Annotated in this window: 23 protein-coding genes; 18 read left to right on the forward strand and 5 right to left on the reverse strand. The window is 35.7% G+C overall.

What is annotated here, in order from left to right; all coding sequences use genetic code 11:
• Positions 1-77: 77 nt before the first annotated feature.
• The 9 genes from acsn021_RS09665 (at position 78) to acsn021_RS09705 (ending at position 10,454) form a co-directional block, all read left to right on the forward strand.
• On the forward strand, positions 78-950 hold the full coding sequence (locus tag acsn021_RS09665) for a carbohydrate ABC transporter permease (protein WP_184091033.1): 873 nt from the start codon (positions 78-80) through the stop codon (positions 948-950).
• An 81-nt stretch (positions 951-1,031) separates the two neighbouring features.
• A complete protein-coding gene (locus acsn021_RS09670; protein ID WP_184091031.1) occupies positions 1,032-2,699 on the forward strand; it encodes an ABC transporter substrate-binding protein in 1,668 nt (555 codons plus the stop codon).
• Between the two features lie 247 nt (positions 2,700-2,946).
• Entirely contained in the window at positions 2,947-4,599 is a 1,653-nt protein-coding gene (gene hcp, locus acsn021_RS09675) for a hydroxylamine reductase (RefSeq protein WP_184091029.1), read from the forward strand.
• Positions 4,600-4,764: 165 nt separating this feature from the next.
• Positions 4,765-6,180 (forward strand): MBOAT family O-acyltransferase, encoded by a 1,416-nt coding sequence (locus acsn021_RS09680; RefSeq protein WP_184091027.1) that lies wholly within the window; start codon positions 4,765-4,767, stop codon positions 6,178-6,180.
• Between the two features lie 13 nt (positions 6,181-6,193).
• A complete protein-coding gene (locus acsn021_RS09685; RefSeq protein WP_184091025.1) occupies positions 6,194-7,207 on the forward strand; it encodes a hypothetical protein in 1,014 nt (337 codons plus the stop codon).
• A gap of 304 nt (positions 7,208-7,511) precedes the next feature.
• Positions 7,512-8,234: a LytR/AlgR family response regulator transcription factor gene (locus acsn021_RS09690; protein ID WP_184091023.1), complete on the forward strand. Its 723-nt coding sequence runs from the start codon at positions 7,512-7,514 to the stop codon at positions 8,232-8,234.
• 3 nt (positions 8,235-8,237) lie between these two features.
• Positions 8,238-9,530, forward strand: coding sequence for a sensor histidine kinase (locus acsn021_RS09695; protein WP_184091021.1), 1,293 nt, complete (start codon positions 8,238-8,240; stop codon positions 9,528-9,530).
• Between the two features lie 175 nt (positions 9,531-9,705).
• Entirely contained in the window at positions 9,706-9,861 is a 156-nt protein-coding gene (locus acsn021_RS09700) for a cyclic lactone autoinducer peptide (RefSeq protein WP_243167784.1), read from the forward strand.
• Positions 9,858-10,454: an accessory gene regulator B family protein gene (locus acsn021_RS09705; RefSeq protein ID WP_184091019.1), complete on the forward strand. Its 597-nt coding sequence runs from the start codon at positions 9,858-9,860 to the stop codon at positions 10,452-10,454. Before acsn021_RS09700 ends, acsn021_RS09705 begins: the two co-directional genes overlap by 4 nt.
• 224 nt (positions 10,455-10,678) lie before the next feature.
• Here acsn021_RS09705 and acsn021_RS09710 read toward each other — a convergent pair whose 3' ends face one another.
• Positions 10,679-11,869 carry an MFS transporter gene (locus acsn021_RS09710; RefSeq protein ID WP_184091017.1) on the reverse strand — a complete coding sequence of 397 codons (1,191 nt, stop codon included), beginning with the start codon at positions 11,867-11,869 and terminating at the stop codon, positions 10,679-10,681.
• A gap of 82 nt (positions 11,870-11,951) precedes the next feature.
• On the reverse strand, positions 11,952-12,794 hold the full coding sequence (locus acsn021_RS09715) for an AraC family transcriptional regulator (RefSeq protein WP_184091015.1): 843 nt from the start codon (positions 12,792-12,794) through the stop codon (positions 11,952-11,954).
• Between the two features lie 431 nt (positions 12,795-13,225).
• Between acsn021_RS09715 and dapA the strand changes: the two genes are divergently transcribed.
• Positions 13,226-14,107 (forward strand): 4-hydroxy-tetrahydrodipicolinate synthase, encoded by an 882-nt coding sequence (gene dapA, locus acsn021_RS09720; RefSeq protein WP_184091013.1) that lies wholly within the window; start codon positions 13,226-13,228, stop codon positions 14,105-14,107.
• Positions 14,108-14,247: 140 nt separating this feature from the next.
• Positions 14,248-15,288, forward strand: a complete 1,041-nt coding sequence (locus tag acsn021_RS09725; protein WP_184091011.1) for a D-alanine--D-alanine ligase family protein — start codon at positions 14,248-14,250, stop codon at positions 15,286-15,288.
• Positions 15,289-15,440: 152 nt separating this feature from the next.
• On the opposite strand, the gene acsn021_RS09730 is transcribed toward acsn021_RS09725, so the two are convergent.
• Positions 15,441-16,589 carry a PPC domain-containing protein gene (locus tag acsn021_RS09730; protein WP_184091009.1) on the reverse strand — a complete coding sequence of 383 codons (1,149 nt, stop codon included), beginning with the start codon at positions 16,587-16,589 and terminating at the stop codon, positions 15,441-15,443.
• Between the two features lie 300 nt (positions 16,590-16,889).
• Between acsn021_RS09730 and acsn021_RS09735 the strand changes: the two genes are divergently transcribed.
• From acsn021_RS09735 to acsn021_RS09745, 3 genes are all read left to right on the forward strand, one after another.
• Complete coding sequence (locus acsn021_RS09735) at positions 16,890-17,639, forward strand: DeoR/GlpR family DNA-binding transcription regulator (RefSeq protein WP_184091007.1); 750 nt, start codon at positions 16,890-16,892, stop codon at positions 17,637-17,639.
• Positions 17,640-17,729: 90 nt separating this feature from the next.
• Positions 17,730-18,647, forward strand: a complete 918-nt coding sequence (gene pfkB, locus acsn021_RS09740) for a 1-phosphofructokinase (RefSeq protein WP_184091006.1) — start codon at positions 17,730-17,732, stop codon at positions 18,645-18,647.
• Positions 18,648-18,704: 57 nt separating this feature from the next.
• On the forward strand, positions 18,705-20,636 hold the full coding sequence (locus tag acsn021_RS09745) for a PTS fructose transporter subunit IIABC (protein WP_184091005.1): 1,932 nt from the start codon (positions 18,705-18,707) through the stop codon (positions 20,634-20,636).
• Between the two features lie 113 nt (positions 20,637-20,749).
• Here acsn021_RS09745 and acsn021_RS09750 read toward each other — a convergent pair whose 3' ends face one another.
• Both acsn021_RS09750 and acsn021_RS09755 read right to left on the reverse strand, forming a co-directional pair.
• Positions 20,750-21,604, reverse strand: coding sequence for a DUF6179 domain-containing protein (locus acsn021_RS09750; protein ID WP_184091004.1), 855 nt, complete (start codon positions 21,602-21,604; stop codon positions 20,750-20,752).
• Between the two features lie 15 nt (positions 21,605-21,619).
• Positions 21,620-22,162 carry a DUF6323 family protein gene (locus tag acsn021_RS09755; RefSeq protein WP_184091003.1) on the reverse strand — a complete coding sequence of 181 codons (543 nt, stop codon included), beginning with the start codon at positions 22,160-22,162 and terminating at the stop codon, positions 21,620-21,622.
• Positions 22,163-22,786: 624 nt separating this feature from the next.
• Here acsn021_RS09755 and acsn021_RS09760 point away from each other — a divergent pair.
• The 4 genes from acsn021_RS09760 to acsn021_RS09775 all read left to right on the forward strand — a co-directional run bounded on the left by acsn021_RS09760 (position 22,787) and on the right by acsn021_RS09775 (position 26,554).
• Entirely contained in the window at positions 22,787-23,149 is a 363-nt protein-coding gene (locus acsn021_RS09760; protein WP_184091002.1) for a BlaI/MecI/CopY family transcriptional regulator, read from the forward strand.
• Between the two features lie 2 nt (positions 23,150-23,151).
• Positions 23,152-24,978: a M56 family metallopeptidase gene (locus acsn021_RS09765; RefSeq protein WP_184091001.1), complete on the forward strand. Its 1,827-nt coding sequence runs from the start codon at positions 23,152-23,154 to the stop codon at positions 24,976-24,978.
• Positions 24,979-25,294: 316 nt separating this feature from the next.
• Entirely contained in the window at positions 25,295-25,837 is a 543-nt protein-coding gene (locus acsn021_RS09770) for a hypothetical protein (protein WP_184091000.1), read from the forward strand.
• 177 nt (positions 25,838-26,014) lie between these two features.
• Positions 26,015-26,554: a hypothetical protein gene (locus acsn021_RS09775; protein WP_184090999.1), complete on the forward strand. Its 540-nt coding sequence runs from the start codon at positions 26,015-26,017 to the stop codon at positions 26,552-26,554.
• Positions 26,555-26,596 lie beyond the last annotated feature (42 nt).

The following is a 26,596-nucleotide window of genomic DNA, read 5'->3' on the forward strand; positions in this document are numbered from 1 at the left end:
CTAAACGTTTAATTAAATGAAAGGATGCCACATGTTGTTTTCATTCTTTTTTATATGTGGCAGTACGGGGAGAATAAATGAAAGAATCTAGAGCATATCGTACATTTAGAATTATAAACAGTCTGATTATGGCCTTTGTTGTTATATGTACTCTTTATCCTTTTTTGTATCTGATTGCCCAGTCTTTTAGTTCAGAGGCTGCTGTTTATGCAGGAAAGGTGACTATATTTCCAATAGAATTCACAACAAAGACCTATGAAATTATCTTGAGTAAACCAGATTTTTTCCGGTATTATGGCAATACAATTCTCTATTCAATAGTAGGCACTGTTATATCGGTAGCAGGAACAGCCATTCTAGCTTATCCTTTATCAAAAGAGAAGTTAAGATTAAATAAGTTTTTCACACCGTTTGTATTATTTACCATGTATTTTGGAGGAGGCTTAATTCCTAATTATATTTTGGTTGCCAAAACATTACATATGAGGGATACCATATGGGCAGTAGTTATTCCAGGAGCTATAAGTGCGTATTATGTTATTTTGATGAAAACCTTTTTTGCAAGCCTTCCAGGTGAACTAGAAGAGGCAGCAACAGTTGACGGTCTTACTGCTTATGGAATTTTTGCTAAGATAACGCTTCCACTATCAAAGCCCATACTTGCTACTATGGTTCTATTTAATATGGTAGGTATTTGGAATAATTGGTTTGGGCCTTCCCTTTACTTACAGTCAAAAGAAAAATGGCCTGTTGCCTTATATTTAAGGCAGATTATTGATAGTGCCATCAGTACTACCGAGATGGGAGCTTCTTCAGATATTGCCACACAGATTGCAGCAACTGTAAAGTCCAGTGCTATGGTATTGACTGCATTACCGATTATTTGTATATATCCTTTTGTACAGAAGTATTTTGTACAAGGAATGATGATAGGTTCTGTGAAAGGTTAGGGAATATTAGGGCAGAAGGCTTTTGGGTTACTTAAGAAAGGCTTTCTCCCAGTATTAAATATAATTAATAGGAGGAAAGGTATGAAAAAATTTAAAAGGACTCTTGGAGTTGTATTGACAGTTGTAATGCTGACTATGATGACAGCTTGTGGAAAAGGGGGGGATAAAAATACTTCTACGAATACCCCGGTGGATTCTAAGACCCAAGAAACAGAAAAGACGCTTGACTATACATTTGGAGAAGGAGAAACCTTCCATTCTAATGAGCCAATTAAATATTCAATGATGTATAGTGACCACGAAGCATATCCTTATCAGGAAGGCTGGAGACTTTGGAGTGCTATTTCCGAAAAGTCTAACGTATCTTTTGATTTGGTTATGTCAGCCAGAACGGAATATGAAAATCAAAAATCACTTTTGATAAATTCTGGTGATGCACCTTATATTATACCAAAAACATATGTAGAAGCGCAATTCATTCCAAGTGGTCAGATTGTTGCCATTAGTGATTGGGTACAATATATGCCAAACTATATGAATTGTGTTAAAAAATGGGGATTAGAGGATGACTTACAGGCAAAGATGCAGGCGGATGGAAAATATTATGTTCTTCCTGGTCTTTGGGAATCAGCCGGTGCCGGTTACTCTTATATTATTCGTAAAGACGTATTTGATAAAGCCGGTGTAGATGTTGAAGCCTTACAGGCGAGCTGGACATATGAAGAATTTTATGAAGCTCTAAAGAAGGTAAAGGAAAGTACAGGTGCCAGTTATGTTTGGTCAGATGCTTCCTTTGGTGATTCAGCTTTAAATATAGCTGCAACTGTTTATGGTGTTACCGGAGGATGGGGACTATCAAATGGTTTACAATTTGATCATGATAAACAAGAGTTTTATTTTGCCGATACGACAGAGGAATTCAAAGCATATCTGACATATTTTAATAAGTTAGTGAAAGACGGTATTCTAGATCCGGAAACCTTTACACAAGATGATGATACTGCCCGCTCTAAATTTTATAAGGGAGATACCTACGTAATGAATGGTAATTATCAGAATCTTGCTGACAACATAAGTAAAATGCAGGTTGAAGGGGAATTATATATGGTTACACAGCCTGGCGGACCAAAAGGACAGCTCCAGATAGAAAGCTCCCGATTAGAAAATGGCATTATGATAAGTACAAATGCATTGGAAGACTTGGGAGAAGAAGGCTTTATTAAAATGCTTCGTTTTGTGGATTGGCTATGGTATTCAAACGAAGGACAGACGTTGTGCTTATGGGGTGTGGAAGGAGAAACCTACACAAAAGATGCACAGGGTAATATTGTACTTAATACAGATATCTCCTATAACGGTAAGAATCTGGATACTGCTACGAAACAATTAAATGTTGACTATGGTTTTGCAGGCGGAGTATTTGCTTACGGAGGATCAACAGACTTAAGATTATCTAAGATGACAGATGGTGAAAAAGATTTCTTAAACCGGATTCTTGAAACCAGAGAGCCAAGAAAACTGGCTCCGCCTATTATGGGGAGTGCAGATGAAAGTGAACAGCTAAATCTGATATCTACACCTCTTATGGACTATATAGATACCATGATTTTAAAATTTATAACCGGTCAAGAGGATTTGCAGACCGGCTGGGATAATTATGTAGCGCAGTGTGAAGCAAACGGTTCTACCAGATATACAGAATTAGCCAATGAAATATTTAATAACACTAAAAGTATTCTTGGCTATTAAGCAGAGTTCTAAATGACTATATAAAGATAAAAGAAAGCTGTACTAACCTTTAGGTTGGGACAGCTTTCTTTTATGGATAAATCATATGTTACGAATCCTGTGTTCAATTGGCATAAAAAATGCAGAATGTGCAATAATAAGTAAATATTAGAAAATGAAGGAAAGGAAGGCCACATATTGATTCTTTCACTTTTATTTGTGGCAGTAATATGTCTGTGAGCAGATATATTACACAATGGGTATGATTATGGATAATGTAATGTTTTGCTACCAATGTGAACAAACCAATGGCGGGAAAGGCTGCACTAAGATGGGTGTGTGCGGCAAGACGCCGGAGATTGCAAATCTTCAGGATTTATTAATTTATCAGTTAAAGGGTATTGCTTGTTATGGAAAAGCAATGTTGGACAACGGGAAGGAGATAGATAAGGAAGTGATTCACCTGATTGAAAACGGACTTTTTACTACCCTAACCAATGTAAATTTTGATGACGGTGCACATATTCAATTGCTCCGTGAAGCCCAAAGTGTGAAAGAAAACATAAGAAGCCAGGCACCAGAGGGTATATACCCGGAGGTTGCACTCTATAATTTAAGCGATACCAAGGAAAGTATGTTAAAGGACGCGGTCAAAGCAGGTATAATGTATGATCAGGACTTAGATGCGGATATACGTTCTCTGCGTTCTACAATCCTTTACGGCTTAAAAGGAATCAGCGCGTACGGACATCAAGCCAGGTTTTTAGGTTATAATAGTGAACAAGTTGATAGTCACTATATAATAGGATTAGAGGCAATTGTAAATGATAATTTTACTGTAGAAGAATTAATCCGAATGACAATGCGGACAGGACAGATAAGCATAGAGGTTATGCGGGTACTAGATGAAGCCAATACTACAGTGTATGAAAATCCAACACCCAATAAGGTTAATGTTTCAGTTAAAAAGGGACCGTTTATTATTGTCTCAGGACATGATTTAAAGGATTTAGATATGCTTTTACAACAAACAGAAAAGAAAGGTATTCATATATATACCCACGGAGAAATGCTGCCCTCCCACGGTTATCCAGGGTTGAAAAAATATAAGCACTTGGTGGGAAATTACGGTTCAGCATGGCAGAATCAACAAAAAGAATTTGACAATATACCCGGCTGTATTCTAATGACTACCAATTGTTTAATGAGGCCCAGAGAAACCTATAAAGATAGAATTTTTACCACCAACGTAGTTGGTTGGGAAGGGATAAGGCATGTAAGAGTTAAGGAGGATGGAACAAAAGATTTTTCAGAGGTGATTGAAAAGGCACTGGAGCTTGGTGGATTTGAAAAGAATGAAGAAAAAAAGGAAATTCTCGTGGGATTTGGTCACAATGCCACATTATCTCATGCAGAGGATATTGTCAAAGCAGTTAAAGAAGGAAAGATAAAACATTTCTTTGTAATAGGCGGTTGTGACGGTGCTAGACCCGGTAGAAATTATTATACAGAATTAGCCACGATTATACCTAAGGATTGTATTATACTAACTCTAGCCTGTGGTAAGTATCGGTTTAATAAGTTAGATTTTGGTACGGTAGCAGGATTGCCAAGATTACTGGATGTAGGACAATGTAATGACGTATACTCTGCGGTACGAATAGCGACAGCGCTGGCAGATGCTTTTGATACGGATGTAAATGCATTGCCATTAACTATAGTGCTTTCCTGGTATGAACAAAAGGCAGTGGCAGATTTACTGGCTTTATTGTCCTTAGGAATCAATAGAATGTTTTTAGGACCAAGTTTGCCGGCATTTATCTCTCCCAATGTATTACAGTATTTAATTGATACCTTCCAATTAACACCTATTAGTATACCGGAGGAAGATTTAAAAACTTCTCTAAGACAACATGTTTAATCTATGTATTGAAGACTGTAAAGTTAAGATATAATACAAACAGACTTACAGTACACAGGATGAGCAGCCTGAAAAACGGAGTACGTGATAGTTGTACAAGTTAATGATTAACAAATAAAACAGGAATTCATATGATAAAGCAAGCCAATAAATTGGAGAGCTTTTATGAGATTTACATCCTATGAATTTCTGTTTCTTTTTTTGCCATTCGCACTGCTTTTTTATCATGTATTGAGTAAGTTTAAAAGCAGCCAGCTAGGTAAAATATTTTTAAATCTATTATCTATACTATTTTGTGCAAGCCTTGGTATTCTTTCTGTGATTGTATTGATTTTGTCTTTAGTTGTTAATTACACCATAGGATTTCTTACAAACCGGTTACAGCAGAAAACGCAAGGCGCATTAAGTAAATCTTTATTTATAGCCGGTATTGGGTATAATCTGGGCAGTTATGCTATTATTATTATACTTATTTTTATGAATCAAGAAGTGTCAAACTGGTTTACTACCTCTTTTTGGAATATTCCCTTTGCAGTGCCTCTTGGACTTGGAGTAATTACGCTTCATCAAATATCTTTTCTGATTAATATAGGTTTGAAAAATGCAGCCATGCCCACGTTTACGGATTACACTCTTTACATCAGCTTTTTTCCTCAGTTACCTGCAGGTCCAGTTAGTTCATATGATTGGGCGATAAAGCAATATGAAAACATGTCTGATAAAAAAATAACTTCTGAAAGTCTGGCGGATGGTTTGAAGGTATTCGCCGTAGGGCTCTTTAAAAAGGCGGTATTGGCAGATTCATTAGCCGTATATGTGAACAATGGCTATGGTCTAGATCAATTAGGCCTAATCCCTGCCTGGCTTACCGCTCTTTCATTCACCTTTTTAATCTATTTCGAATTAAGTGGTGTCTGTGATATGGCTGTCGGTATCGGCAGAATGTTTCAGTTCAAACTTCCATTTTCTTTTATATCACCTTATACAGCAAGAGGCTTGCAAGAATACTGGCATAGTTTTAATGCAACGGTTATACAGAACTTGGAAGAGACAATAGAAACTACAAAGGTCAAAACATCAGGAATTCTTTCAGAGAGTATAGGTATCTTTGTTATTCTGCTACTAGGAAGTTTCTGGTTTGGTTTTTCGCCGGGAATTTTACTTTGGGGAGTATTACAGGGTCTTTTTACCATTCTGGAGATTAAGAATCAGCGAATCCTGCAAAAAATACCAGGAATAGTTACAAGCGTATTGACCTTTCTTTTGACGACTCTTCTATGGGTTTTATTTCGGGCAGAAACTTTGGCTAAAGCAGGCAGTATCTACAAAGGTATGGTCACTTTCTGGGAACCAGGCCTTGAACAGATGCGTGTATTTGTTAGAGAAGGTACATCATATTTTCCGGATATAGCCAACACGGTATATTTTTTTGTCCTATTTATCTTAAGCATAATCCTTTGTTTTTTTGGAAAAAGCACATCCCTTCTGGCAAAAAAGAGTACCCGTTCTATAGCTTCAGCAGTTTTAACCGGAATTTTGCTGATTGCAGCAGTAATCTGCACTACAAGGTCAGGTTTTTGAAAGGAGGAAGTGTATGAGAGAATTAAAAGCGAAAGAGTGGATATTATTTACTGGTTTTGTATTTTTAATAGGAGCATTGGTAATTGGAGTATTTACTTTTGCTGGGGATCCTTATCTATATTACCGGAATGTCAGTAATGATAAAAAACTGCTTCATTCCAATTATGTGAATATAGGGCTTATGAAGAACTATAAATTTGATACTGCTTTTATAGGCTCATCAGAAATTCATACCATTGATACAGGCTTTGTAAAAAGTTATTATAGCGTTGATTCGGCTAAACTGGTTGTAAGGAATATGGATGTCAATGATATGTTGTTTCAGTATGATTTATCACAAAAATACAGTGATATTACGGAATATATTTTTAACATTGATTTAGAGGGATTCTCAATGATTAAGACCGTTGATGGGAGAAGCGAAAAATTTCCGGCGTATTTATATAATGAAAATAAATTAGACGATATTAAATACTTACTAGGGTATGAATCCAGTCTGCGCTATGCTCCTATAAATTTTATTATAAATGGATCCATAGATTTAGGCTTTCAGCCTCCGGAGGAAATTATAAGACATACGGAAGTTGGTAAAATCGAAGACTGGAGCGAGCAGGCAGTTTTTGGAGAAGAAATGGTACGGATAAGTTATGAACAGTATATGACAACGAAAAGTACTAGTAACAACACGGATTTATTAAGAATGCTTCAAACGAATATTGACCATTTTTTAGGCAGAATACTAGAAAAGCAGAAACCGGAGCAGCGTATTATCTTCGGATTCCCTCCCTATTCCGCTCTTTACTGGGAAGCATTAAAAGAAAAGGAAACCTATGGGGTGTATTTAACTGCTAAGGAGTACTTCATAGCAAAAAGCAGGCAATTAGCTAGAGTAAGGATAGTAGATGTACAGTCAATACCGGAAATAAATGATTTAAATAACTATAAGGATTTGCGTCATTTTAACAATAAAGTAAGTAGAATATATACGGATGCCATATTTTTTGGAGGGTATGATATAGACAACTGAGAAAAAGAAAAATTAAACACGATACTTGGCGGATATAACAAAGAAAATAGTCTAATAGCATAAAAAATTGTTAAAATATGGTTGTTAAGACAACGAAACTGTTGCTAAAATAAGTAAATAAATGTTAATATTATAACAACTACAAAATATGTCATAAAATTTATCCTGTCCAATTATTTTATGCAAAAATCAGTTATATTAATTGTAGCGCAAAAAGAGTATGAATGAAAGGAGGTTTGACAAGTTATCGTGACCAAAAGACAGAAGGATTATCTTGTTAGAAAAAAACATAGGGGGGAGTCGAGTGTTCCGAATTGCAGTATGTGATGATGAATGTACTGTTTGCTCTCAAGTAGAAAGCATTATATTAGAAAACCGGAGTCTGTTTTATGAAAAAGTAGAAGTGGATGTGTTTTATTCCGGAGAAGAATTATGCCGTTTTCTTAAGAATGAGCATGTGTTTGACATGGTGATACTGGATATTGAATTAAAACAAATTGACGGTATTGAAGTGGGAAGAATCCTTAGGGAAGATATGCATAATGATATTGTTCAGATTGTGTATATTTCCTCAAAAAAGGGATATGCTATGGACTTATTTAAACACAGACCCTTGAACTTTCTATTAAAACCCATAGAGGAAGAAGAATTAATAAGAACAATAAGCAAGTGTATGGAATTAGTATTAAAGGAAAATCAATTTTATGAATTTAACATTGGTAAAACCTTTTATAAAATTCCATTTAAGCAGATTATGTATTTTGAAAGTGATGCTAAAAAGATTCGTATTATTAAGGCAGATAGCACGACAAAAGAATATTATGGAAAAATATCCGAGCTTAAGGAAGAATTACACCAAAAGGATTTTGTACAGATACATAAGTCATATCTGGTTAATTACCTGTTTGTAGCAGAATACCAATACGATACACTGCTCTTAACAAATGGGCAAAAGCTTTCCATAAGCCAGACATATCGAAAAGAAGTTAGAGAGTATTTGCTTAAGAGAAGAACAATCAGGAGATAGAAGATGGTCAATATACATACCGAGCATATATTATATTTATTATCAAATCTGTTTCGAATCTATGTGGTTTATCGATTCCTTCAGATATTTTTTGACAGGACCTACGTAGATAAACGGATGGAAATAGGTGCATTAGTAATCTATTATTCAATCAACAGTTATGCGTTTATTATATTTAAAAGTCCACTTATTAATCTTTGTTCAAATCTTATATCATTTTTTTTACTAACTTTTCTTTATCAAGGCGAATTATTTACCAGATTGATTTCAACGGCATTAATATATGCTGTTAATATGGTCTTAGACAGCATAGTTTATCTTGTCTTGAAGGGAGTTGGAGGATTTGAAACCGTAGCAATTAACAGTATTCTTTCAAATATATTATTGTACTTGTTTGTATTAGTGCTTGGAAGACTAATGAGTGATAATGAGAATATGGGGCTGCGGACATCTCATTGGACAGCTTTTTTCGCTATACCTGTAGGAAGTATCGTAGTTGTAGTTACGATTTTTCTTGTTGATTTAGCTTTTGTGCCATTACTAATAATTATCAGCTATTTGCTGGGGGTAAATGTACTAAGTTTTTATCTGTATGATATTGTAGTTAAGTATTATTCGAAACAGTATGAGAATGAGCTATTATACAGACAAAATCATGCATATCAGAATGAGTTTGAGCTGATAAGAGAAAGCCAGGAGAACCTAAGCATGTTATGGCATGATATGAAAAATCATAATTACAAAATACGGAGTCTGGTACTAAAAGATAAAAAAGCAGAGGTACTAGATTATCTTAATACCATACTTGAGCATGTGAATCTTCATTCAGAATATGTTTATTCGGGAAACACGGAAGTTGACAGCATACTAAATTATAAGTTACAGGAAGCTAAAAGAGCTGGTACGCTAATAATGGCAAATATTAATATTCCAAATCAGATTAGGATTACTGCATTTGATATTAATGTTATCCTTGGAAATCTCTTGGACAACGCATTAGAAGCACTAAAGTTATGCAAAAAAAAAGAATTGAAACTAGATATTGACTATGAAAGAGGCGTACTGTATCTATCGATATGTAATACCTATACAGGCAAAGTACTAAAGAAGGATGACTATCTGTTAACAACAAAAGAGGTCAAGCAGCATCATGGAATAGGATTAAAAAGTGTGGAACATATACTTTCTAAATACCATGGCACAATGGAATTTCATTACGATAAACAGTATTTTCAGGTGAATGTTTTATTATATAACCCGGTTAACCTCTTGAAGTGGAAAGAAGAACTAATCTAGAGATTGTAGAAATCTGTAAATTAAAGTGGAAGAAAGATTTATTTTCTGTCTAAAATTTTCGAATTAAGGAGTTTTACCATCAAAATATATGAGTTATGACATAATTTGGAATATCTAAAAAAAGTGTGATATGATGTATGTGTCAAAAGATAACAGGTGAAAGGAGGTAAACGCTTTGAAGGACCAGAAGAATGTATCAATGAAGCTAGGTAAGGGTCTGGCTGGGTTGGCATTGAAGGTAACTGCTTACCAAGTCAATACTGCCTGCTGTTGGATATCCCATCAACCAAAGCTGCCAGAGGGTGCTAAAAAGCTGCAAAAGTTCAAATGAGAGTATCTTTAGCAGAACGTATTACAAATCAGTTTATAGAAAGTAAACTGATAGATGCCGAGGACTCTGAAATTTATACCTTTGGCTTGCAGCAAGGTGGTTATATGCTGCTCAGTTTTATAACAGCTTTGGGTATTGGTTTGAGTCTTGGTATGTTCCTACAAAGCATGATTTTTCTGCTTGCTTATATTCCTTTACGCTCTTATGCGGGAGGATATCATGAGAAAAATCAACTAAGGTGTTATTTGCTTTCTATTATTATGACAGCAACAGTACTACTTACAATAAAGTTCATTCCGTGGGATGGCTTTTCTTTTTTAGTAGTCGCTGTGGCAGCAGGTGGCATTATATTTTTTATGGCACCTGTAGAGGATAGAAACAAGCTTTTAAGCTGGATGGAAAAATGTGTTTATAAAAGGCGTGCAAGGTACATATTGGGAGTTTTAACTGTTACTGCCTGCCTTTTATGGAGAATGGGGAGTTTTCAAAGTGCGATAAGTATTATAATGGCATTAGCCACACTTGGGGCTATGCTGGTGCTTGGTAAAGTTAGATTATTACTGGCACACAAAATCATAGGTACGACAAACTAAATAATGATATAGTGTCCAGCGGACAATGGCTCTATGTTATGATTTAGCATAGGAACGATAATTAAACAGTGCAAGAACGTGGTGGAAACAGTCAGGGTTGATTCGGGTTAATGAATAAAATATAGATAAAAAGCCAGGGTTTAGAAAGAGTCATTTTGGGGAGAAAATGAATACTTTCTACTCTGGCTTTTTATTTTATATTATTTGTAGATGTTAATGCCTAATTAATCTTTAGCAGTTTTTCTATTTGTCACTACATATAGTGCTACAAATACTGCCATAAGTACAATAGCACCAATTAGTGCACTCATTCCGGCAAGTATACCAAAAGTATCAGATAAAATACCGGTAACAGAAGGCATAATTATGGGACCGATACCGCCTATCATAAGAAGTACACCCATAGCCATAGGATATTGTTTAATGGTAGGACCAACCGTTGCTACCGTTGTTGGATAGATTCCCGCCATGGAAAATCCTAGGCCCATAATAGCGAACGTAATCAGAGTTAAGTCCCTGGTAGAGAGAAGTAAAATATAAAAAACTACAGTTCCAATGCTGGTACACAAAAGCAACGTTTGCTTTGATACCTTACCGCCCAGCATAACGCAGGTAAGTCTGCCGGCTAGTATTACCACCCATAGTAAAGAAGCAAGAATCTGTGCATATTCTCTGGTCATAATCCCTGAATTAATAAAATAAGTTACGAGCCAGCCATTGATGGTAGCTTCTGCACAAAGATAAAAGAAGATAATACCTGTGCTTATCCAAAAGTATCTTGATTTCATAAATGCATAAGAAATGACTGATTTTTTCTTTTGGACGGTTTTGTCTAAAATCTGAATTCTGCTAAACAGTATAATTGAGACGATGCAAAGCAAAATAATAACACCAGCCGCAGCTCTAAAGCCATTATCTCCAGCAATAGTAGTACAGGCTATTACTAAAAACGGTGAAAGTAATGCCCCTACGGCAAAGATGCTGTGTAAAAAATTTAATGCCGCCGGACTGCTGCCGGATACTTCATTTACCATAGTGTTGTTAAAATTAGATATACTTCCCCGGCTGATACCTGTAAACAAAAATCCGGTTATTAACAAAACAGGATTGCCGGTAACAATCATTAAGAAAAAACCCATAATAACAAAGCTACATAAAAATAGTATGGATTTCTTTCTGCCTAAATAAAGGGGTAAGGCACCGGCCAAGAATCCGGCAATTAAATTACCGGCCTGGTGGGCAGAAAGTAAAGCTCCGCTTACTGTATCACTCAGTTCATAAGCTTCGCTGATTAAGGGCAGTAAAGAACCTAGACTCATGCCGTAAAGCCCATTTACAGCAAATACAAAGAAACAGCATTTTAAAATATATTTCTGTTTTTGGTCAAGTTCAGAATAAAATGACTGCTGATTCATTTCAATCCTCCTAAAAGCACATAATATGTCGATTGTATATCATTTTAGGAAGAAAAGCAACCAAAATGCTGGAAATGATATTTCAATCTAATAAGGGTGCATTTTTTGGCATAGTATGGAAGGCTTTTTTAAAGGCTCTGGAAAAAGTAGAATAATTTTTAAAGCCGCTTTTATAGCAGGCTTCTGTAATGGTACAACCACCTTGTACAAGTCCTTTCGCAAGTAAAAGTCTTTTTTCTGTTATGTAATTTCCTATGGTATAACCTGTTTCTTCCTTGAAAAAATGCATTAAGTAAAAACGGCTTAGATAAAATTCCTCAGACAATGTATCAATCGTGATATCCTCAGCCAAATGTTCATTGATGTATTCTAGTATATCTAAAAGCTTAGGATTCGCAGCATCCGAGTTCAAATAATTCACATGACCTGAAAGAGCAGCGCGGTTTAAATGAATCATAAATTCCAAAAATAGTATTTTCTGATACAGCTCCCTGGCGAAGGAATTATCTTCAAAAGAATGTTCCAATTCCAGACAGACCTGATAAAGTTTGCTTTTATCCATGTTATGAATTCGAAGTACATTGGAATGTTCCTTTTTTGCCATATTAAAACAAGAATTCAAATCATAATCCTCACCCCTGTACTGCTCTAAAAATTGAGTAGAAACATACATAATGATACGTTCATATACGGAACCATCAAGAAAGGAAGGTTTATGGATTTCACCTGCATTTACAAGAATAATATCATAGGGATTCAACATATAGTTTTTCCCTTCTATGGAGTAATTGATTTTACCACTTAAAAAAATGATAATCTTATTAAAGTCATGGTAATGAAAATTAAACTCTCTGCGTTCTCTATCTTTTATATGGAATATTTTAAAGTCATGGTTCAGATAACCGAGTTTTTCTATAGTATTCATATCAGTTTCCTGCTTTCTATAAAAATAATACGCTTCTCACTTATAACAGCATTATATAGCATTATATGCAATATAGAAAGCATTATAATGGTTTTTTTATAAAATAATGTTTTGTAAAATATATATATAAAACTAATGTGAATTAAAAAGGCATAATACACACCCTGATTTGAGGCATTAAACCTTCTAAAGCAGATGATTTATGCTACGGGGAGCTAATGTGAATTTAAAAGGCATATTTCACACGAAATTTTTACCAGCGGTTTGAAGCAACGGGTATCGAAAAGGGTAAGGTTATTAGTATGTCAAACAGCAGGTTTCATATAAAATCACTTTTTGATGCCTGTAAAGAGTAACAAAAAACCAATATTTCATTATTATATAATATACGAAACATTTACATCGTATAGCATAATTTGAAGGAGGCTATTATGCAGTTAACAGGAGTCTGGCTACCAATTATAACACCATTTCAAGATGATAAAATAGATTATAAATCATACAAAAGACTGATAGATTATTATGTGGGCAAAGGTATCAGCGGAATAATTCCACTAGGCACAACCGGTGAAATACCTACTTTAAGTGATTATGAATTTGAAGAAATGATAGCAAAAACGGAAGAATATGTGGAGGGAAGACTTCCAATCTATGCTGGCGTCGGAGGGAATTGTACGACCAAAGTTATTAATAAGGTTAAACTGGCAGAAAAATATAAGATTGAAGGTATCTTATCGGTCTGTCCCTATTATAACCGACCAAACCAGGAAGGAATACACGCACATTTTAAATCGATTGCAGAAGCTTCTCCATTAAATATTATAGTTTATAACATACCATACCGTACTGGTACAAATATTGAGAATGAAACCATTCACCGGCTTGCAGAATACAAGAATATAGTTGGACTAAAAGATTCCTGTGGCGACATAAAGCAAACTATGTCTCTCCTTTTAAATACGCCAAAAGATTTTTCAATTCTCACAGGAGAAGACATTCTATTTTATCTGACTTTAACATTAGGTGGACATGGAGGTATTCTGGCTTCTTCCCATCTAAATACAGAGACCTTTGTGGATGTATATGAAAAAGTTAAGAACAACGATACAGAAGCAGCTTTGCAGATATGGAAACAGCTTTATGAATTTATTCCGCTGCTTTTTAAAGAACCAAATCCGGCACCAATCAAATATTGTTTAAGCAAACTGGGACTTATAGAATCCTCAGAGCTTAGACTGCCATTAACACAGATATCAGCAGAATTGCAGGAAAAATTAGACCGTACAGAAGTACTTGGTAAACTATTCGTCTAAAACAGAAGCTATGGTTCTGTAAAATTAAATTTCTTAAACCGGAGAAAATATAGATAGAGGTTTTCTCCGGTTATTAAATGTCTATGATGGCATTCATATTAATGACTAGAATTATATTGTATAGAAAGGTAAAGTACATTATGAATATTGTTGTGCTTGCAGGCGGACTCAGTCCGGAAAGAGATGTGTCACTTTCCTCCGGTAGTATGATTGCCAATTCTTTGATGGCTTCTGGACATCGGGTTCTTTTACTGGATGTGTATGAAGGAATAGAATTAGAGGAAACAGAGTATAGTGATTTATTTTTGGGAAAAGATGATAGAAAGGAGTATAATTACACAGTCCCGGACATAGAACCGGATTTGGAAGAAATTAAACAAAAGAATAACAATCAGGATGCATTCATTGGCAATGGAGTTTTAGAACTTTGTAAGTATGCGGATGTGGTATTTTTATCGCTTCACGGCTCGATGGGTGAGAACGGACAGTTACAGGCTACCTTTGACAATTTCGGAATCAAATATACAGGAAGTGGTTATATCGGAAGTCTGTTGGCGATGGATAAGGATTTAACCAAAAAACTGTTGGTGCAATCCGGAATAGTGACTGCTGATTGGTTACTATATAGCGCAAATGAGGATTCTGGGGTGGTAGAAGAGAGAATTGGCTATCCCTGTGTTGTAAAGCCGGTAAGTTGTGGTTCTAGTATCGGCGTATCTATTGTAAAAGACAAAGAAGAACTATCAGCGGCTGTGCAAATGGCAAACAGGTATGAAACGGAAATACTAATTGAAAAAATGATTGCAGGTCGGGAATTCTCTATTGGAATTTTGGATGGGAAAGCTTTACCTGTCATAGAGATTATACCGATAACCGGATTTTATGATTATAAGAACAAGTATCAGGGGGGGCTGACAAAAGAAGTGTGTCCTGCTCTGATTTCAGAGGATATTACTAAAAAACTTCAAGATACAGCTATGAATGTACATAAGATTTTGCGACTAGGCGGGTACTCAAGAATTGATTTTATCTTGGATAAAAAAGAGGAGATTTATTGCCTGGAAGCTAATACATTACCAGGTATGACACCAACCAGTTTACTACCTCAGGAAGCAGAGTGCGCTGGAATATCCTATGCTGCGCTTTGTGAGAGGATAGCAATGCTGGCCTTAGCTAATTAATTTATAAAAATAATACTAGTAAACAAACCATTTGATAGTATTTAAGTAATAACAGACTGCTAACACTTCGCTTTTAGAGGTTAAGTGTTAGCAGTCTGTTTTATAAGTACCTATGTACGGTTATATATATCGCAATAGATAAGATATTACAATTAATTAAATTTTAAGGTGTAGGAACCAGAGGTGTTTTTTGTTTTTTTCGTAACTTTTATATAATATGTACCCTTTGGTAATTTTGTTGAATCATAGGTTTGAGCAGAAAATGATTTATCAGAATCTACACTGCTGATATATTTTGTGATAGATCCACTAATACCATTTCCATAGAACTCTAAATGTATCTCACCAGAGGAAACACTGCCTGTGAAAGTAATATCAACAGTCTGAGATTTGCTTAAAGTAACCTTATACCAATCAACTTTACCTGCCTTTTCACCTGGAGTTACTAAGCCATTTACTGCTTTACCAGCAGTAAGCTTTTTAGCTTTGGCTTTTGTTGTACCACTGTTGTCTGTAATTGCTTTAAAAGTGGATTTAATGCGGTACGTATCAGAACTTCCAGATACCTTTAAATAGTAAGTACCTTTTGGTACAGCAAAGGATGCTTTGCCATCAGAAGTATAAACATAAGCCTCATCAGAGATTGCTTTCTTTTTACTGTTCAATAGAGTAATTCTTGTAGAAAATTCCGATTCAATGTCAATCGTTAAACTTCCGGTTTTAGTAGTGGTCACTTTATAATATATTGGCTTACTGGTATCAGTGTTACCGGCAACGGTCCAAGCTTTATCAGTAAGTGTTCTGTCAGCACCGCCAATAAATTTTGAAGTAAATGCAAAGTAGTAACCATCAATCGGTTTTTCTTCATTATAATCAGTTGCAGTAAACTTAAGATAATAGGTACCTTTACTTGGAATGATTGCTGTATTGCTGTAGGAAGAATAACTGATGGACTTTGTACATTCTTCATCGGAATAGATGGCAAAATCATCATAAGTGGAAGCTGGGTTGCTATCTAGATATGCGGCAGCACAGTAAAGAATACCCTTTTGGGTAAAGGTCATGGGAAATACAGCCTCTGCCTTGTTACTGCCTTCTTCTGCGGTCACAAGTATACTGTAAGTTTGTTGCTTTTCATACTCCTTATCAGTTCCAGTCTTTATAATTACGGTTGTTAATTCTTCTACCTTTTCTCCCGTATTTAAATCTTCGGCAACTCCTTCTGCCTGTACTTTTGCGTTTGGTATCAATAGTAATGCCATAAGCAGGATACCAAAAATTAAACTGAGTTTTTTCTTCATGTAATTTTCTCCTTTGCCTAATTATACAAAAGTAATTATATGCCATATTTCGCTTAAAAACAACAATATATTTCTAGTACTAAAGTATTAGTAGATAAATGTTGGATAAATAGTATCAATTGTGATTTTTTTTATAAATCCATGAGAGATATCTATCTTTTTGTATAGATTCCACAAAAAAGTGCTATTATTTTTGTAAGCGAATTTGAATGAAAATGATTTACAATGACTGAAAATGATGTTATCCTATAATAGACGATCAAAAAAAGTCATTTAAAAATTGGATAGAGGTGAGATAGGATGCTTACAGAATCTAGATTAAATGAAATCGTAAGACTAGTGGATGAGAAAAAAAGTATGACTGTACTTGAGCTGACAAAAGAGCTGCAAATATCAGAATCTACCATTAGAAGAGACTTAACAATACTCCAAAAAAAAGGATTGATAAAAAAAGTACATGGCGGTGCTACAACATTGGATCTTGGCTATATGGCAAAGGATGATGAAGTGTCTTTCAGGTCAGACTTAAACAGGGAAGATAAAATATGTATTGCAAAGTATGCAGCAGGTCTGCTGCAGGATAATGATTTTGTATATTTAGACGCAGGTACTACGACAGAATTGCTGATTGATTATATTGAGGAAAAGAATGCGGTTTTTGTTACAAATGGAATTGTTCATGGAAAAAAGCTTGCACAACGCGGCTTTAAGGTATACATGTTAGGTGGTGAACTTAAGGCATCAACAGAAGCCGTAGTTGGGGCAGATACCATAGCCGTGTTGAATAAATATCATTTTACGAAAGGGTTTTTCGGTACCAATGGAGTAAGTATAGCCACAGGCTTTACAACGCCGGATGTTAATGAAGCTGCTGTAAAAAGAAAGGCTTTGGAACAGACGAAGGATAAATATATTTTGTGCGATGCTTCCAAATTCAATAAAATTTCACCTGTTTGCTTTTGGAATTATGAAGCTGCGACCATTATAACCAATGGTTTGACAGATAAAATTTATCTGGAGCAGCGAAATGTCATAGAGTTAGAAAAGTAACCTTTCATATTGCAAGTAACCTTTCAATTTGTTAGTTAAAAGGGCAGCAGTCAAGTTTTGATTAATTAAGGACAGAAAAGGAGCAAAGACATGATATATACTGTTACATTTAACCCGTCACTGGATTATATCGTGCAGGTGGAAGCGTTTCAGACCGGAAGAGTTAACAGAACAAGTTCAGAACAGCTTCTTCCCGGAGGAAAAGGAATCAATGTCTCAATTGTGCTAAAAAATCTCGGAATAGAAACTACAGCGTTAGGTTTTCTAGCAGGATTTACAGGGAAGGAAATTGAAGAAAGAATAAGAGAATACGGTTGTAGGACAGATTTTACGTGGCTTTTGAAGGGGCATTCCAGAATCAATCTTAAGCTAAAATCAGCAATAGAGAGTGAAATCAACGGACAGGGGCCAGATATTTCAGAAGAAGCTTTAATGAATCTGTATGAAAAGCTTTCAAGACTGACCGATGAGGACATGCTGGTTCTGGCAGGAAGTATACCCGCCTCCTTGCCAAGTTCTATTTATCAGCAGATTATGTCGAGGCTGACTAAAAAAAATTTGAAAATAATAGTAGATGCATCCGGTGATTTATTGCTACAGGTATTAAAATATCATCCTTTCCTGATTAAACCAAATAATCATGAGCTTTCTGAATTATTTGATATTCCCCTGACAAAAGAAGAGGACTATATAGCCTGTGGCTTAAAGTTACAGGAGAAAGGAGCAAAAAATGTGCTGATATCCTTAGCCGGTGCAGGGGCAATCTTGATTACCGAACAGGGTGAAGTGATAAAAAGCAAAGCACCAAAAGGTAAGGTTGTTAATTCAGTGGGGGCGGGAGATTCTATGGTAGCAGGATTTATAACAGGTTACTTGGAAACCGGTAATTATGGGCATGCATTGAAAATGGGAATTGCTGCAGGCAGTTCAAGTGCATTTTCAAGCCAATTAGCTACGAAGGCAGAGGTTACTGCTATGTTAGAAAAGATGGAAAACAAAGTGGTATAGATTCGTTAACAGATAAGAAACTATGTGTATTGGTATGTATGGAGAAGGAGGAACTCTATGAAGATTACAGATTTATTAGCACTGGAAAGCATTGATTTGCAAGGTAATCCGGAAAGCAAAACAGAAGCTATTGAACAAATGGTAAGATTAATGGAGGTATCTGGAAAGCTTTTAGACAGGGAAGGCTACAAGCGGGGAGTTATTGAGAGGGAGGAGGAAGGAACCACAGGAATAGGGGATGGTATTGCAATACCGCACTGCCGGTCAGAGGCAGTAAAGACCCCCGGGCTGGCTGCAATGGTGGTAAAGCATGGGGTAGATTATGATTCCCTGGATGGTGAACCAGTCCATTTGATTTTTTTAATTGCGGCACCGAATACAAAGGATAATGTACATTTACAGGTGTTGAGTAAATTAGCTGGTTTATTAATGGACGATACCTTTGTAGAAAGATTAAAAAATGCGAAAAATAATGAGGAATTTCTTGAAATAATAGACAATGCCGAACGGGTAAAGGATAGAGAAGAGACAGCTGAGAGTAGTGCTACTAAATTAAAATCAGAAGCAAAGAACAAACATTCCTTAAAATTTCTGGCAGTTACTGCATGCCCTACCGGCATTGCCCATACCTATATGGCAGCTGAGAGTCTTGAGAAAAAGGCAAAGGAAGCCGGACATGTGATAAAAGTTGAAACCAGAGGTTCCGGTGGAGTAAAAAACACCCTTTCTGTACAGGAGATAGCGGAAGCTGACTGTATTATAGTAGCGGCAGATGTCCAGGTGCCCATGGAACGTTTTCATGGAAAAAAGGTAATACTGTGTAAAGTCGCCGATGGAATCGGAAAGGCGGCGGATTTAATAAAAAAAGCTGAAACGGCAGAAATTCCGGTTTATCAAAGCAATGCTGGCAGAAAGAGTACTATAGAAGTAGCTGAAAAAGAAAATGCCGGAAGGCAGATTTATAAGCATTTGATGAGTGGTGTATCACATATGCTTCCCTTTGTAGTAGGGGGTGGTATATTAATAGCAATTGCTTTTTTAATTGATGGTTTACGTGTTGACTTGTCCACAGTAGCAGATAAAACAACCTTTGGTTCAATTACTCCCCTTGCGGCACTTTTTAAGAGTATTGGCGGAACGGCCTTTAGTTTTATGCTTCCGATTCTTGCAGGTTTTATTGCTATGAGTATTGCTGACAGACCGGGCTTAGCATTAGGTTTTGTTGGAGGGGCTATAGCAGCCAGTGGAAAATCAGGTTTCTTAGGAGCAATGGCAGCGGGCTTTCTTGCAGGTTATATTATAGTACTGCTTAGGAAGTTAACTGCTAAATTACCGGAAAAACTGGATGGACTGAGACCGATTCTTATTTATCCCTTATTAGGTATTTTAGCAATCGGAATAATTGTAATCTATATTATAGAGCCTGTTTTTGGTGCTGTTAATACTGCATTAAACAGTGGGTTAGCCAGCATGAGCAGTACCAGTAGTATTCTTCTTGGTCTGTTACTTGGCGGAATGATGGCGGTTGACCTTGGAGGACCTGTAAATAAAGCAGCTTATGTATTTGGAACAGCTTCCATTGCAGCGGGAAACTATCCGATTATGGCAGCAGTTATGGTAGGCGGAATGGTACCACCTTGTGCTATAGCATTAGCGACTATACTCTATAAGAATAAATTTACATCAGACGAAAGAAAATCAGGACCTATGAATTTTATTATGGGTCTGGCGTTTATATCGGAAGGTGCAATACCCTTTGCTGCTTCTGATCCATTGCGTGTACTTCCGTCTTTGATTGTAGGGTCAGCCATCTCCGGTGGTTTATCCATGGCTTTCCGGTGTACCCTTATGGCACCTCATGGCGGTATCTTTGTTTTTCCTGTGGTTGGAAATGCACTTTTGTATCTTTTGTCATTAACAATTGGTACGGTTATCAGTGCAGTTTTATTGGGAATTCTTAAGAAGCCGGTGATAGAAATAACAGACTAAAGATACAATATCTTATAAATAATTTCTAAACCCTCTGGCAGTTGAATGAATTCTATTACTATAAAAACGCCAGAGGGTATATTAAAATCAACGCATTTATCAGGAAGCAATTTTTATAAAGTATCTGTTATATAGAAGATACCTTTTAGGGAATGATGGTTCAGACCGTTAACAATTCGTATTGCATAGTCTTTTGAAAGTGGAGCAAAGTAATCTTTTAACGCAGTACGTTCCGTATATACATTGTCGAATAGTTTTGAAAGCAACATTTCTATTTTTAATTCCGCTTTCTCCACTGTATCATGTTTAAAGTAGTGCGCAATGGTTTCCATATCATCAGCTTGAAGTTCCAACATAGCGATTGGTTTTTCTGCAATAATACAACCGAGGCAGGAAAGTAAAACGGAATAACTGATATTATCTAGAAATAAATTTTGATAGTCTGTCATAATACGTTCCAGAAGCAGTTCAATACGCTTAGTATCAAAAGCATTTAAGAAAATCCATTCAGTTTGTATGTTACATAAATATTCATAGATAACATTTATCCCGCAAAATGCATGGACCGGTCTTACAGTAGGGTAATCCAGTGTGAGAATATGGTCCTGCGGATTAAACTTGGGATCATACTTTAAAAAAAATTGAGGAAGTCCCTTTGTTATAGTATCTTTGCAATTTCTGCATTGAAAATCATTAAAGGTTCCCAAGATATCTTCATATATCTCCTTTGACGCATAGACTTTTGATATTACAAGGTCATAACCGCGCTGATAGGCGATGGAAGCATCTAATTTCTCAGCTACAGTCAATCCAGTGCTTCCGGTATTATAGAATTCTTCGATGCAATATAAAACGGCACCCATAAGCATTCTAGCAGTTTCATACGTAATGGAACTGCTTTCAAAGGACGTATATTTCCCAGTAAGTTTTTCAACGATTGGTAAAAGCTCTTCCATAGTATATTCCATTCGAATCCCCCTGTTTTAATCCCAGAATAATTCTCTTAAGACTTCTAGGTAGAGGTCTTTATCCCACCTTTGTTCGAGTGAAAGATCTTCGTACTGATTATGCCCGTCACTACCGATATAACCGGTATAACCAGCCCGTATTGCCTGTGCAAATCTTTCCAGACAAGTATTTGCAAGATAATCAGTATCACCGGAACAAACGCTTTCAAATTGCTCTTTCATAAATGTAATTAATTCTTCATCTGTTAGTTTGTCATCCGATTCATTTTTAAACATATAAAAGATATCCTGAAGTTCCATTAGAGTTTCAGCGTAATTATTTTGGTTGATATAACTGGAATCACAAAAGCTAAAAATTAAATACTCCAGAATACCTGAGCTAAATTCTATCCGCTGATAATTTTTCAGACTTTCATTTCTGCTTTTTACTAGTTCTTTTGCTTCTTCATTTGTTAGCACAAGACCAAATTCTTTGGTTTTTTCGTTACAATTTAGTAATGTTACAAGTTCAATTTCTTGCTTTTTAAGCAGCATTAACTCAAACAGTTTGTCTTCCATATCAATACTCCTCCTAAATAAAGTAACTCATTATACGTCTTTTAACCATTCTATTACAAGACTTGAAAAAATGACGATTTTGTGGTATTATATAAGTGTAAAGAAACGGTGTTTTGCCTTATTGGGCTGTTTGTGATAAGATCATCAAAACTATTAACCAGATATGTGAAAATTGTATCTTGATTTAAGTTAAAAAGGAGAATTTCAATGTTATCACTTACTCTTAGTCAATTAAGACGTAGAGACAGACGCAAACACTTGTAATTATGAGCAAATTTATGGGCATAGTTACAAGCGTGATGCGTCTTGTTTCTATGCGGTGAGTGAGGACAGATAGAATACACAGAACCGTAGTAGATATAGCTATAAGCATATCTTTTACGGTTCTTTTTTATTCCTGAGAGATTTATTTTCGTTTCTAAGAATAGGGGAAAAAGTTTGTAGTATAGAATGGTCCTATTCACGAATACCTATCGCAATTAGTAACTTTTGAGGAAGTATAGCACAAAGTGGGCGCCCAGAATGGTTCAACGAGTTCAAAGATACCCTCTGGTAGATTCTATATTGACATACCTGTCTAACGGTGTTAGACTAAACGTAACAAATACGATTGGAGGGTATCTTATGGATCAATACAAGCTAGGTGAGATGGAGCAAAAATTCGCGGATATCATTTGGGAAAACGAACCGGTTAATTCACGTACGCTTACTGAGTTATGTGCAGAAGCCTTTAGTTGGAAACGAACTACTACTTATACAATGCTAAAACGTTTATGCGATCGCGGTATTTTTCAGAATAATGAAGGCACGGTGCTATCTCTGATGTCTAAAACTGAATTCGGTGCTGCACAAGGAGAACAGTTTTTGAATGAAACCTTTAATGGTTCTTTACCAAAATTCTTAGCTGCCTTTACTCGCAGAAAAAAGTTAAGTGAAAAAGAAATCAATGAAATCAGACAGCTCATTGACGAGCATAAGGAGGAATAGCTATGCTTGATAAACTTTTTTTACAGCTTCTTAATATGAGCTTCACTGCCAGTATTGTTATTCTTATTGTGCTCATTATCCGGTTACTTCTGAAAAAGGTACCAAAGATTTATTCCTATGTGCTATGGGGCGTGGTTCTATTCCGTCTTGTATGTCCTTTCTCATTTGAAAGTGCTTTGAGCCTTTTGCCGACGAAAGTAAACCCAATTTTGCAAGATATTGTTTATATGACGCAACCGGAAATTAACACAGGAATATCTGCAATTAACAATCTCAGTAATGCACCACTACCCACTGCAACACCTAATGGCAATACAATTCCGTTGCAAATATGGATATCCATCGGCAGTCTGGTGTGGAGTATCGGTATGATTTCGCTGATTATACACAGTATCATTACCCTCTTGGAACTGCATAAACGTTTACAGACTGGGGTGTACTGCAAGGATAATATTTATTCTTCCGACAGAATTGATACTGCATTTGTGATGGGTGTTTTTCGCCCTAAAATTTATTTACCCACAAATCTCCCTGAAAATGACAGAGAGTATATCTTGTTACACGAACAGACCCACATTAGAAGATTAGACCATATCATAAAGCTTATTAGCTTTTTGGTTCTGTGTATTCACTGGTTTAATCCCCTTGTATGGCTTGCATTTTTCTTAAGTGGGAAGGATATGGAGATGTCCTGCGACGAAGCTGTCATTAAAAAATATGGAAATGGTATAAAAAAGGACTATTCTTCTTCGCTATTAACACTTGCAACGGGCAGGCGGATGATAGGAGGTACTCCACTTGCTTTTGGTGAGGGTGATACCAAGGGCAGAGTTAAAAATGTACTGAACTATAAGAAGCCTCTACTATGGATGCTGGTTGCTTCAACGGTTGTAGTAGCAGCAGTTGGTGTAGGACTTCTGGCTAATCCCGTCAAATCACGTGGACCAGTGGATTTATCTGACATCGAGGAAATGAACATTGGTGCAGAAATGCCTAGGCTTTTATATGCAGATAAGCACATTGCCATTATGGAGGGGACGTTCGGTGTATTGGTGTACAGCATGGATGAGTACAAGGTAATAGACCGTATTTCTTTTAACGAAGTGAAGGATCTTGGTATTTCGGATTTTCTTTACACATTCGTTTCAGCAAAAGGCAACAAGGTGTATCTAGGAAATGATACGGGTACAGGAGTGGAACAGGGGTTTACACATGTATACGATGTGAAGTCAGGGCGTATACAAGAATTTTCCGGACGGCAGCCAGAGCGAGTGTATGAACGGGGACTTTATTTTGGAAAATATATGGAAGAATACGAAGAATACCTTGCCAAGTATCCTGACTTCCATACAAAGCTTATCGGTGTACTTAAGGTCGACTTAGAAGATTCCTTCCTGTATCTACGTGCAGATGCCGATTGGAGTATGAAAAGCTTGGAACTTGTGAACCGCTCCAATGTAGATGGTACGGGACAAAGTTATCGAGTCTTTGGAAAGGATGGAGAAAAACCATTACCGATTACCCTTGCTGCTGCAAACTACTCCCTTGGCTTGACAGAGGATGAACTGAAACAGACAGAGGAAATCGCCAGAAATTACTTTACATATGAAAACCCTTATTACAAGGGAGTGGTTTCTATTAAAGTGGCTCCTGATGACTATGACTTATATCAAAATAAGGGAATTGAAGGTGAATACTCATCCGGCAATATCATTATCTATCAGGTGCTTACTTTAAAAGATAATGAAGAAGGAAATCCAGAGCGCTCCATCAGTATTGGAAGAAAGACAACAAATTCCTCATGGGAAATCATCAATCAGGGATACTAGGAAGTATTTTATATGGGCATTTTCATAGTATTAATTTCACTGAAATTTAAGAGATAGATAAAGCTTTAACGTGTAAAGCCGTTCTGCCGTTTTTGGTTGGCAGAGCGGCTTTCTATTGTTATTGGAAATGTATTTATGGATAGTGTACTCCCAACTATTCAATAAGTAGGTATTATTCAGAGAGTATGAATTGCATATTGTGAAAAATGCAATATATTGGGAAATAACGTTGAAAATTGTGTAAAAAGATGTATAATAATGGAAAGGAATTCATTTGTTATATGCTTATGAGTACAAAAGGAGGAATCACATAGAGATGAGAGGTAAAAAAAGAAAGTTCTTGCTAGGAATGATACTAATTCTGTTTTCAGTGTTAATCGTACATTTGATTAGTTATAAATATTTGATTGTACCTTATCAAATAAGAGAATTAAATGAGAATATGGTAATTGACGATATACCCTACAAAATAGGGGATAAAATGGATAATCTTGATTTGGATATACTGAATGTAGGAGGATGGGAAAATAGTAATTTATATGGTTATATTATATCTTATTATAATGAAAATATTGGAGAAGTTATATTTACTGGATATCCAGATTATTCAGATGAATATAGATTCACTCTATTTAGAACAAGACATAATAATTTGAGTTTATTTGGAATCGAAGTGGGGAGTAATGCGAGTGAGGCTAGTGCTATTCTTAAGAAAAGGGGCTATAAAGAGGAACATAATAGACTATATGTTAAAGGAAAAATAAAAATAGGTTTTCAATATGATTTAAAAGGAATAATTATTGAGTTAGATGTGGACTTGAAAAGTAGTGATTGGTTCCATAAAGGAAATTACAAATAGGTAAAATAATTAAAAAATAGGTGGAATTATTATGAAACAAATGAAACACATAATGGAATTTGATATGCTTTACAATAAATTTAAGTGATTTGGCAGTTCCAAGTTTAGTCAAAGGAGCATCTACTGTCCCAAAAGAAATAAAACAAATTAAGTACATTAAGAAGGGGAAAAAGAGGGATGAGAGGTAAAAAAAGAAATTTTTTAATAGGAACAATAATTCTATTTGCGCTGTTAATCGTATATTTGATTAGCTACAAATATTTGATTGTACCTTATCAAATAAAAGAACTAAATGATAATATGGTAATAGACGGTATTCCTTATAACATTGCAGATGAAATGGAGAATCTTGATTTGGGTATTATACAAGAAAAGAGTTGGGAAAAAAATTCTAGAAATAATTTATATATATCATATTACAATACTGACACAGGTGTCATTATTTTTAATGGTTTTCCAGACTTGTCTGATGAATACAAATTTACATTATATAGAACAAAACATGATACTTTAAATGTTTTTGGAATCAGAATAGGTAGCAATGCTGACAATGCTAGAAAAATACTTAAAAAATGGGGTTATAAAAAAAAGGATGATGATTTATACATCAAAGGAAGAATAAATATCAATTTTAGATGCGATGCAAACGATAAAATTACAGAATTAGAAGTAGATTTGAAAAGTAGTGATTGGTTTCATAAAGGATATTACAAATAGATAAATCAAATGAATTACAGGTGGGTATCACATTAAGAAGGG

Origin of the sequence: Anaerocolumna cellulosilytica, from assembly GCF_014218335.1 — a bacterium.
In the GTDB taxonomy this organism is placed as follows: domain Bacteria; phylum Bacillota; class Clostridia; order Lachnospirales; family Lachnospiraceae; genus Anaerocolumna; species Anaerocolumna cellulosilytica.

What these genes read in the sequence shown, in the direction of transcription:
- acsn021_RS09665 (WP_184091033.1), top strand. Translation starts at nt 78, where the DNA reads ATGAAAGAATCTAGAGCATATCGTACATTTAGAATTATAAACAGTCTG.
- acsn021_RS09670 (WP_184091031.1), top strand. Translation starts at nt 1,032, where the DNA reads ATGAAAAAATTTAAAAGGACTCTTGGAGTTGTATTGACAGTTGTAATG.
- hcp (WP_184091029.1), top strand. Translation starts at nt 2,947, where the DNA reads ATGGATAATGTAATGTTTTGCTACCAATGTGAACAAACCAATGGCGGG.
- acsn021_RS09680 (WP_184091027.1), top strand. Translation starts at nt 4,765, where the DNA reads ATGAGATTTACATCCTATGAATTTCTGTTTCTTTTTTTGCCATTCGCA.
- acsn021_RS09685 (WP_184091025.1), top strand. Translation starts at nt 6,194, where the DNA reads ATGAGAGAATTAAAAGCGAAAGAGTGGATATTATTTACTGGTTTTGTA.
- acsn021_RS09695 (WP_184091021.1), top strand. Translation starts at nt 8,238, where the DNA reads ATGGTCAATATACATACCGAGCATATATTATATTTATTATCAAATCTG.
- acsn021_RS09705 (WP_184091019.1), top strand. Translation starts at nt 9,858, where the DNA reads ATGAGAGTATCTTTAGCAGAACGTATTACAAATCAGTTTATAGAAAGT.
- acsn021_RS09710 (WP_184091017.1), bottom strand. Translation starts at nt 11,869, where the DNA reads ATGAATCAGCAGTCATTTTATTCTGAACTTGACCAAAAACAGAAATAT.
- acsn021_RS09715 (WP_184091015.1), bottom strand. Translation starts at nt 12,794, where the DNA reads ATGAATACTATAGAAAAACTCGGTTATCTGAACCATGACTTTAAAATA.
- dapA (WP_184091013.1), top strand. Translation starts at nt 13,226, where the DNA reads ATGCAGTTAACAGGAGTCTGGCTACCAATTATAACACCATTTCAAGAT.
- acsn021_RS09725 (WP_184091011.1), top strand. Translation starts at nt 14,248, where the DNA reads ATGAATATTGTTGTGCTTGCAGGCGGACTCAGTCCGGAAAGAGATGTG.
- acsn021_RS09730 (WP_184091009.1), bottom strand. Translation starts at nt 16,589, where the DNA reads ATGAAGAAAAAACTCAGTTTAATTTTTGGTATCCTGCTTATGGCATTA.
- acsn021_RS09735 (WP_184091007.1), top strand. Translation starts at nt 16,890, where the DNA reads ATGCTTACAGAATCTAGATTAAATGAAATCGTAAGACTAGTGGATGAG.
- pfkB (WP_184091006.1), top strand. Translation starts at nt 17,730, where the DNA reads ATGATATATACTGTTACATTTAACCCGTCACTGGATTATATCGTGCAG.
- acsn021_RS09745 (WP_184091005.1), top strand. Translation starts at nt 18,705, where the DNA reads ATGAAGATTACAGATTTATTAGCACTGGAAAGCATTGATTTGCAAGGT.
- acsn021_RS09750 (WP_184091004.1), bottom strand. Translation starts at nt 21,604, where the DNA reads ATGGAATATACTATGGAAGAGCTTTTACCAATCGTTGAAAAACTTACT.
- acsn021_RS09755 (WP_184091003.1), bottom strand. Translation starts at nt 22,162, where the DNA reads ATGGAAGACAAACTGTTTGAGTTAATGCTGCTTAAAAAGCAAGAAATT.
- acsn021_RS09760 (WP_184091002.1), top strand. Translation starts at nt 22,787, where the DNA reads ATGGATCAATACAAGCTAGGTGAGATGGAGCAAAAATTCGCGGATATC.
- acsn021_RS09765 (WP_184091001.1), top strand. Translation starts at nt 23,152, where the DNA reads ATGCTTGATAAACTTTTTTTACAGCTTCTTAATATGAGCTTCACTGCC.
- acsn021_RS09770 (WP_184091000.1), top strand. Translation starts at nt 25,295, where the DNA reads ATGAGAGGTAAAAAAAGAAAGTTCTTGCTAGGAATGATACTAATTCTG.
- acsn021_RS09775 (WP_184090999.1), top strand. Translation starts at nt 26,015, where the DNA reads ATGAGAGGTAAAAAAAGAAATTTTTTAATAGGAACAATAATTCTATTT.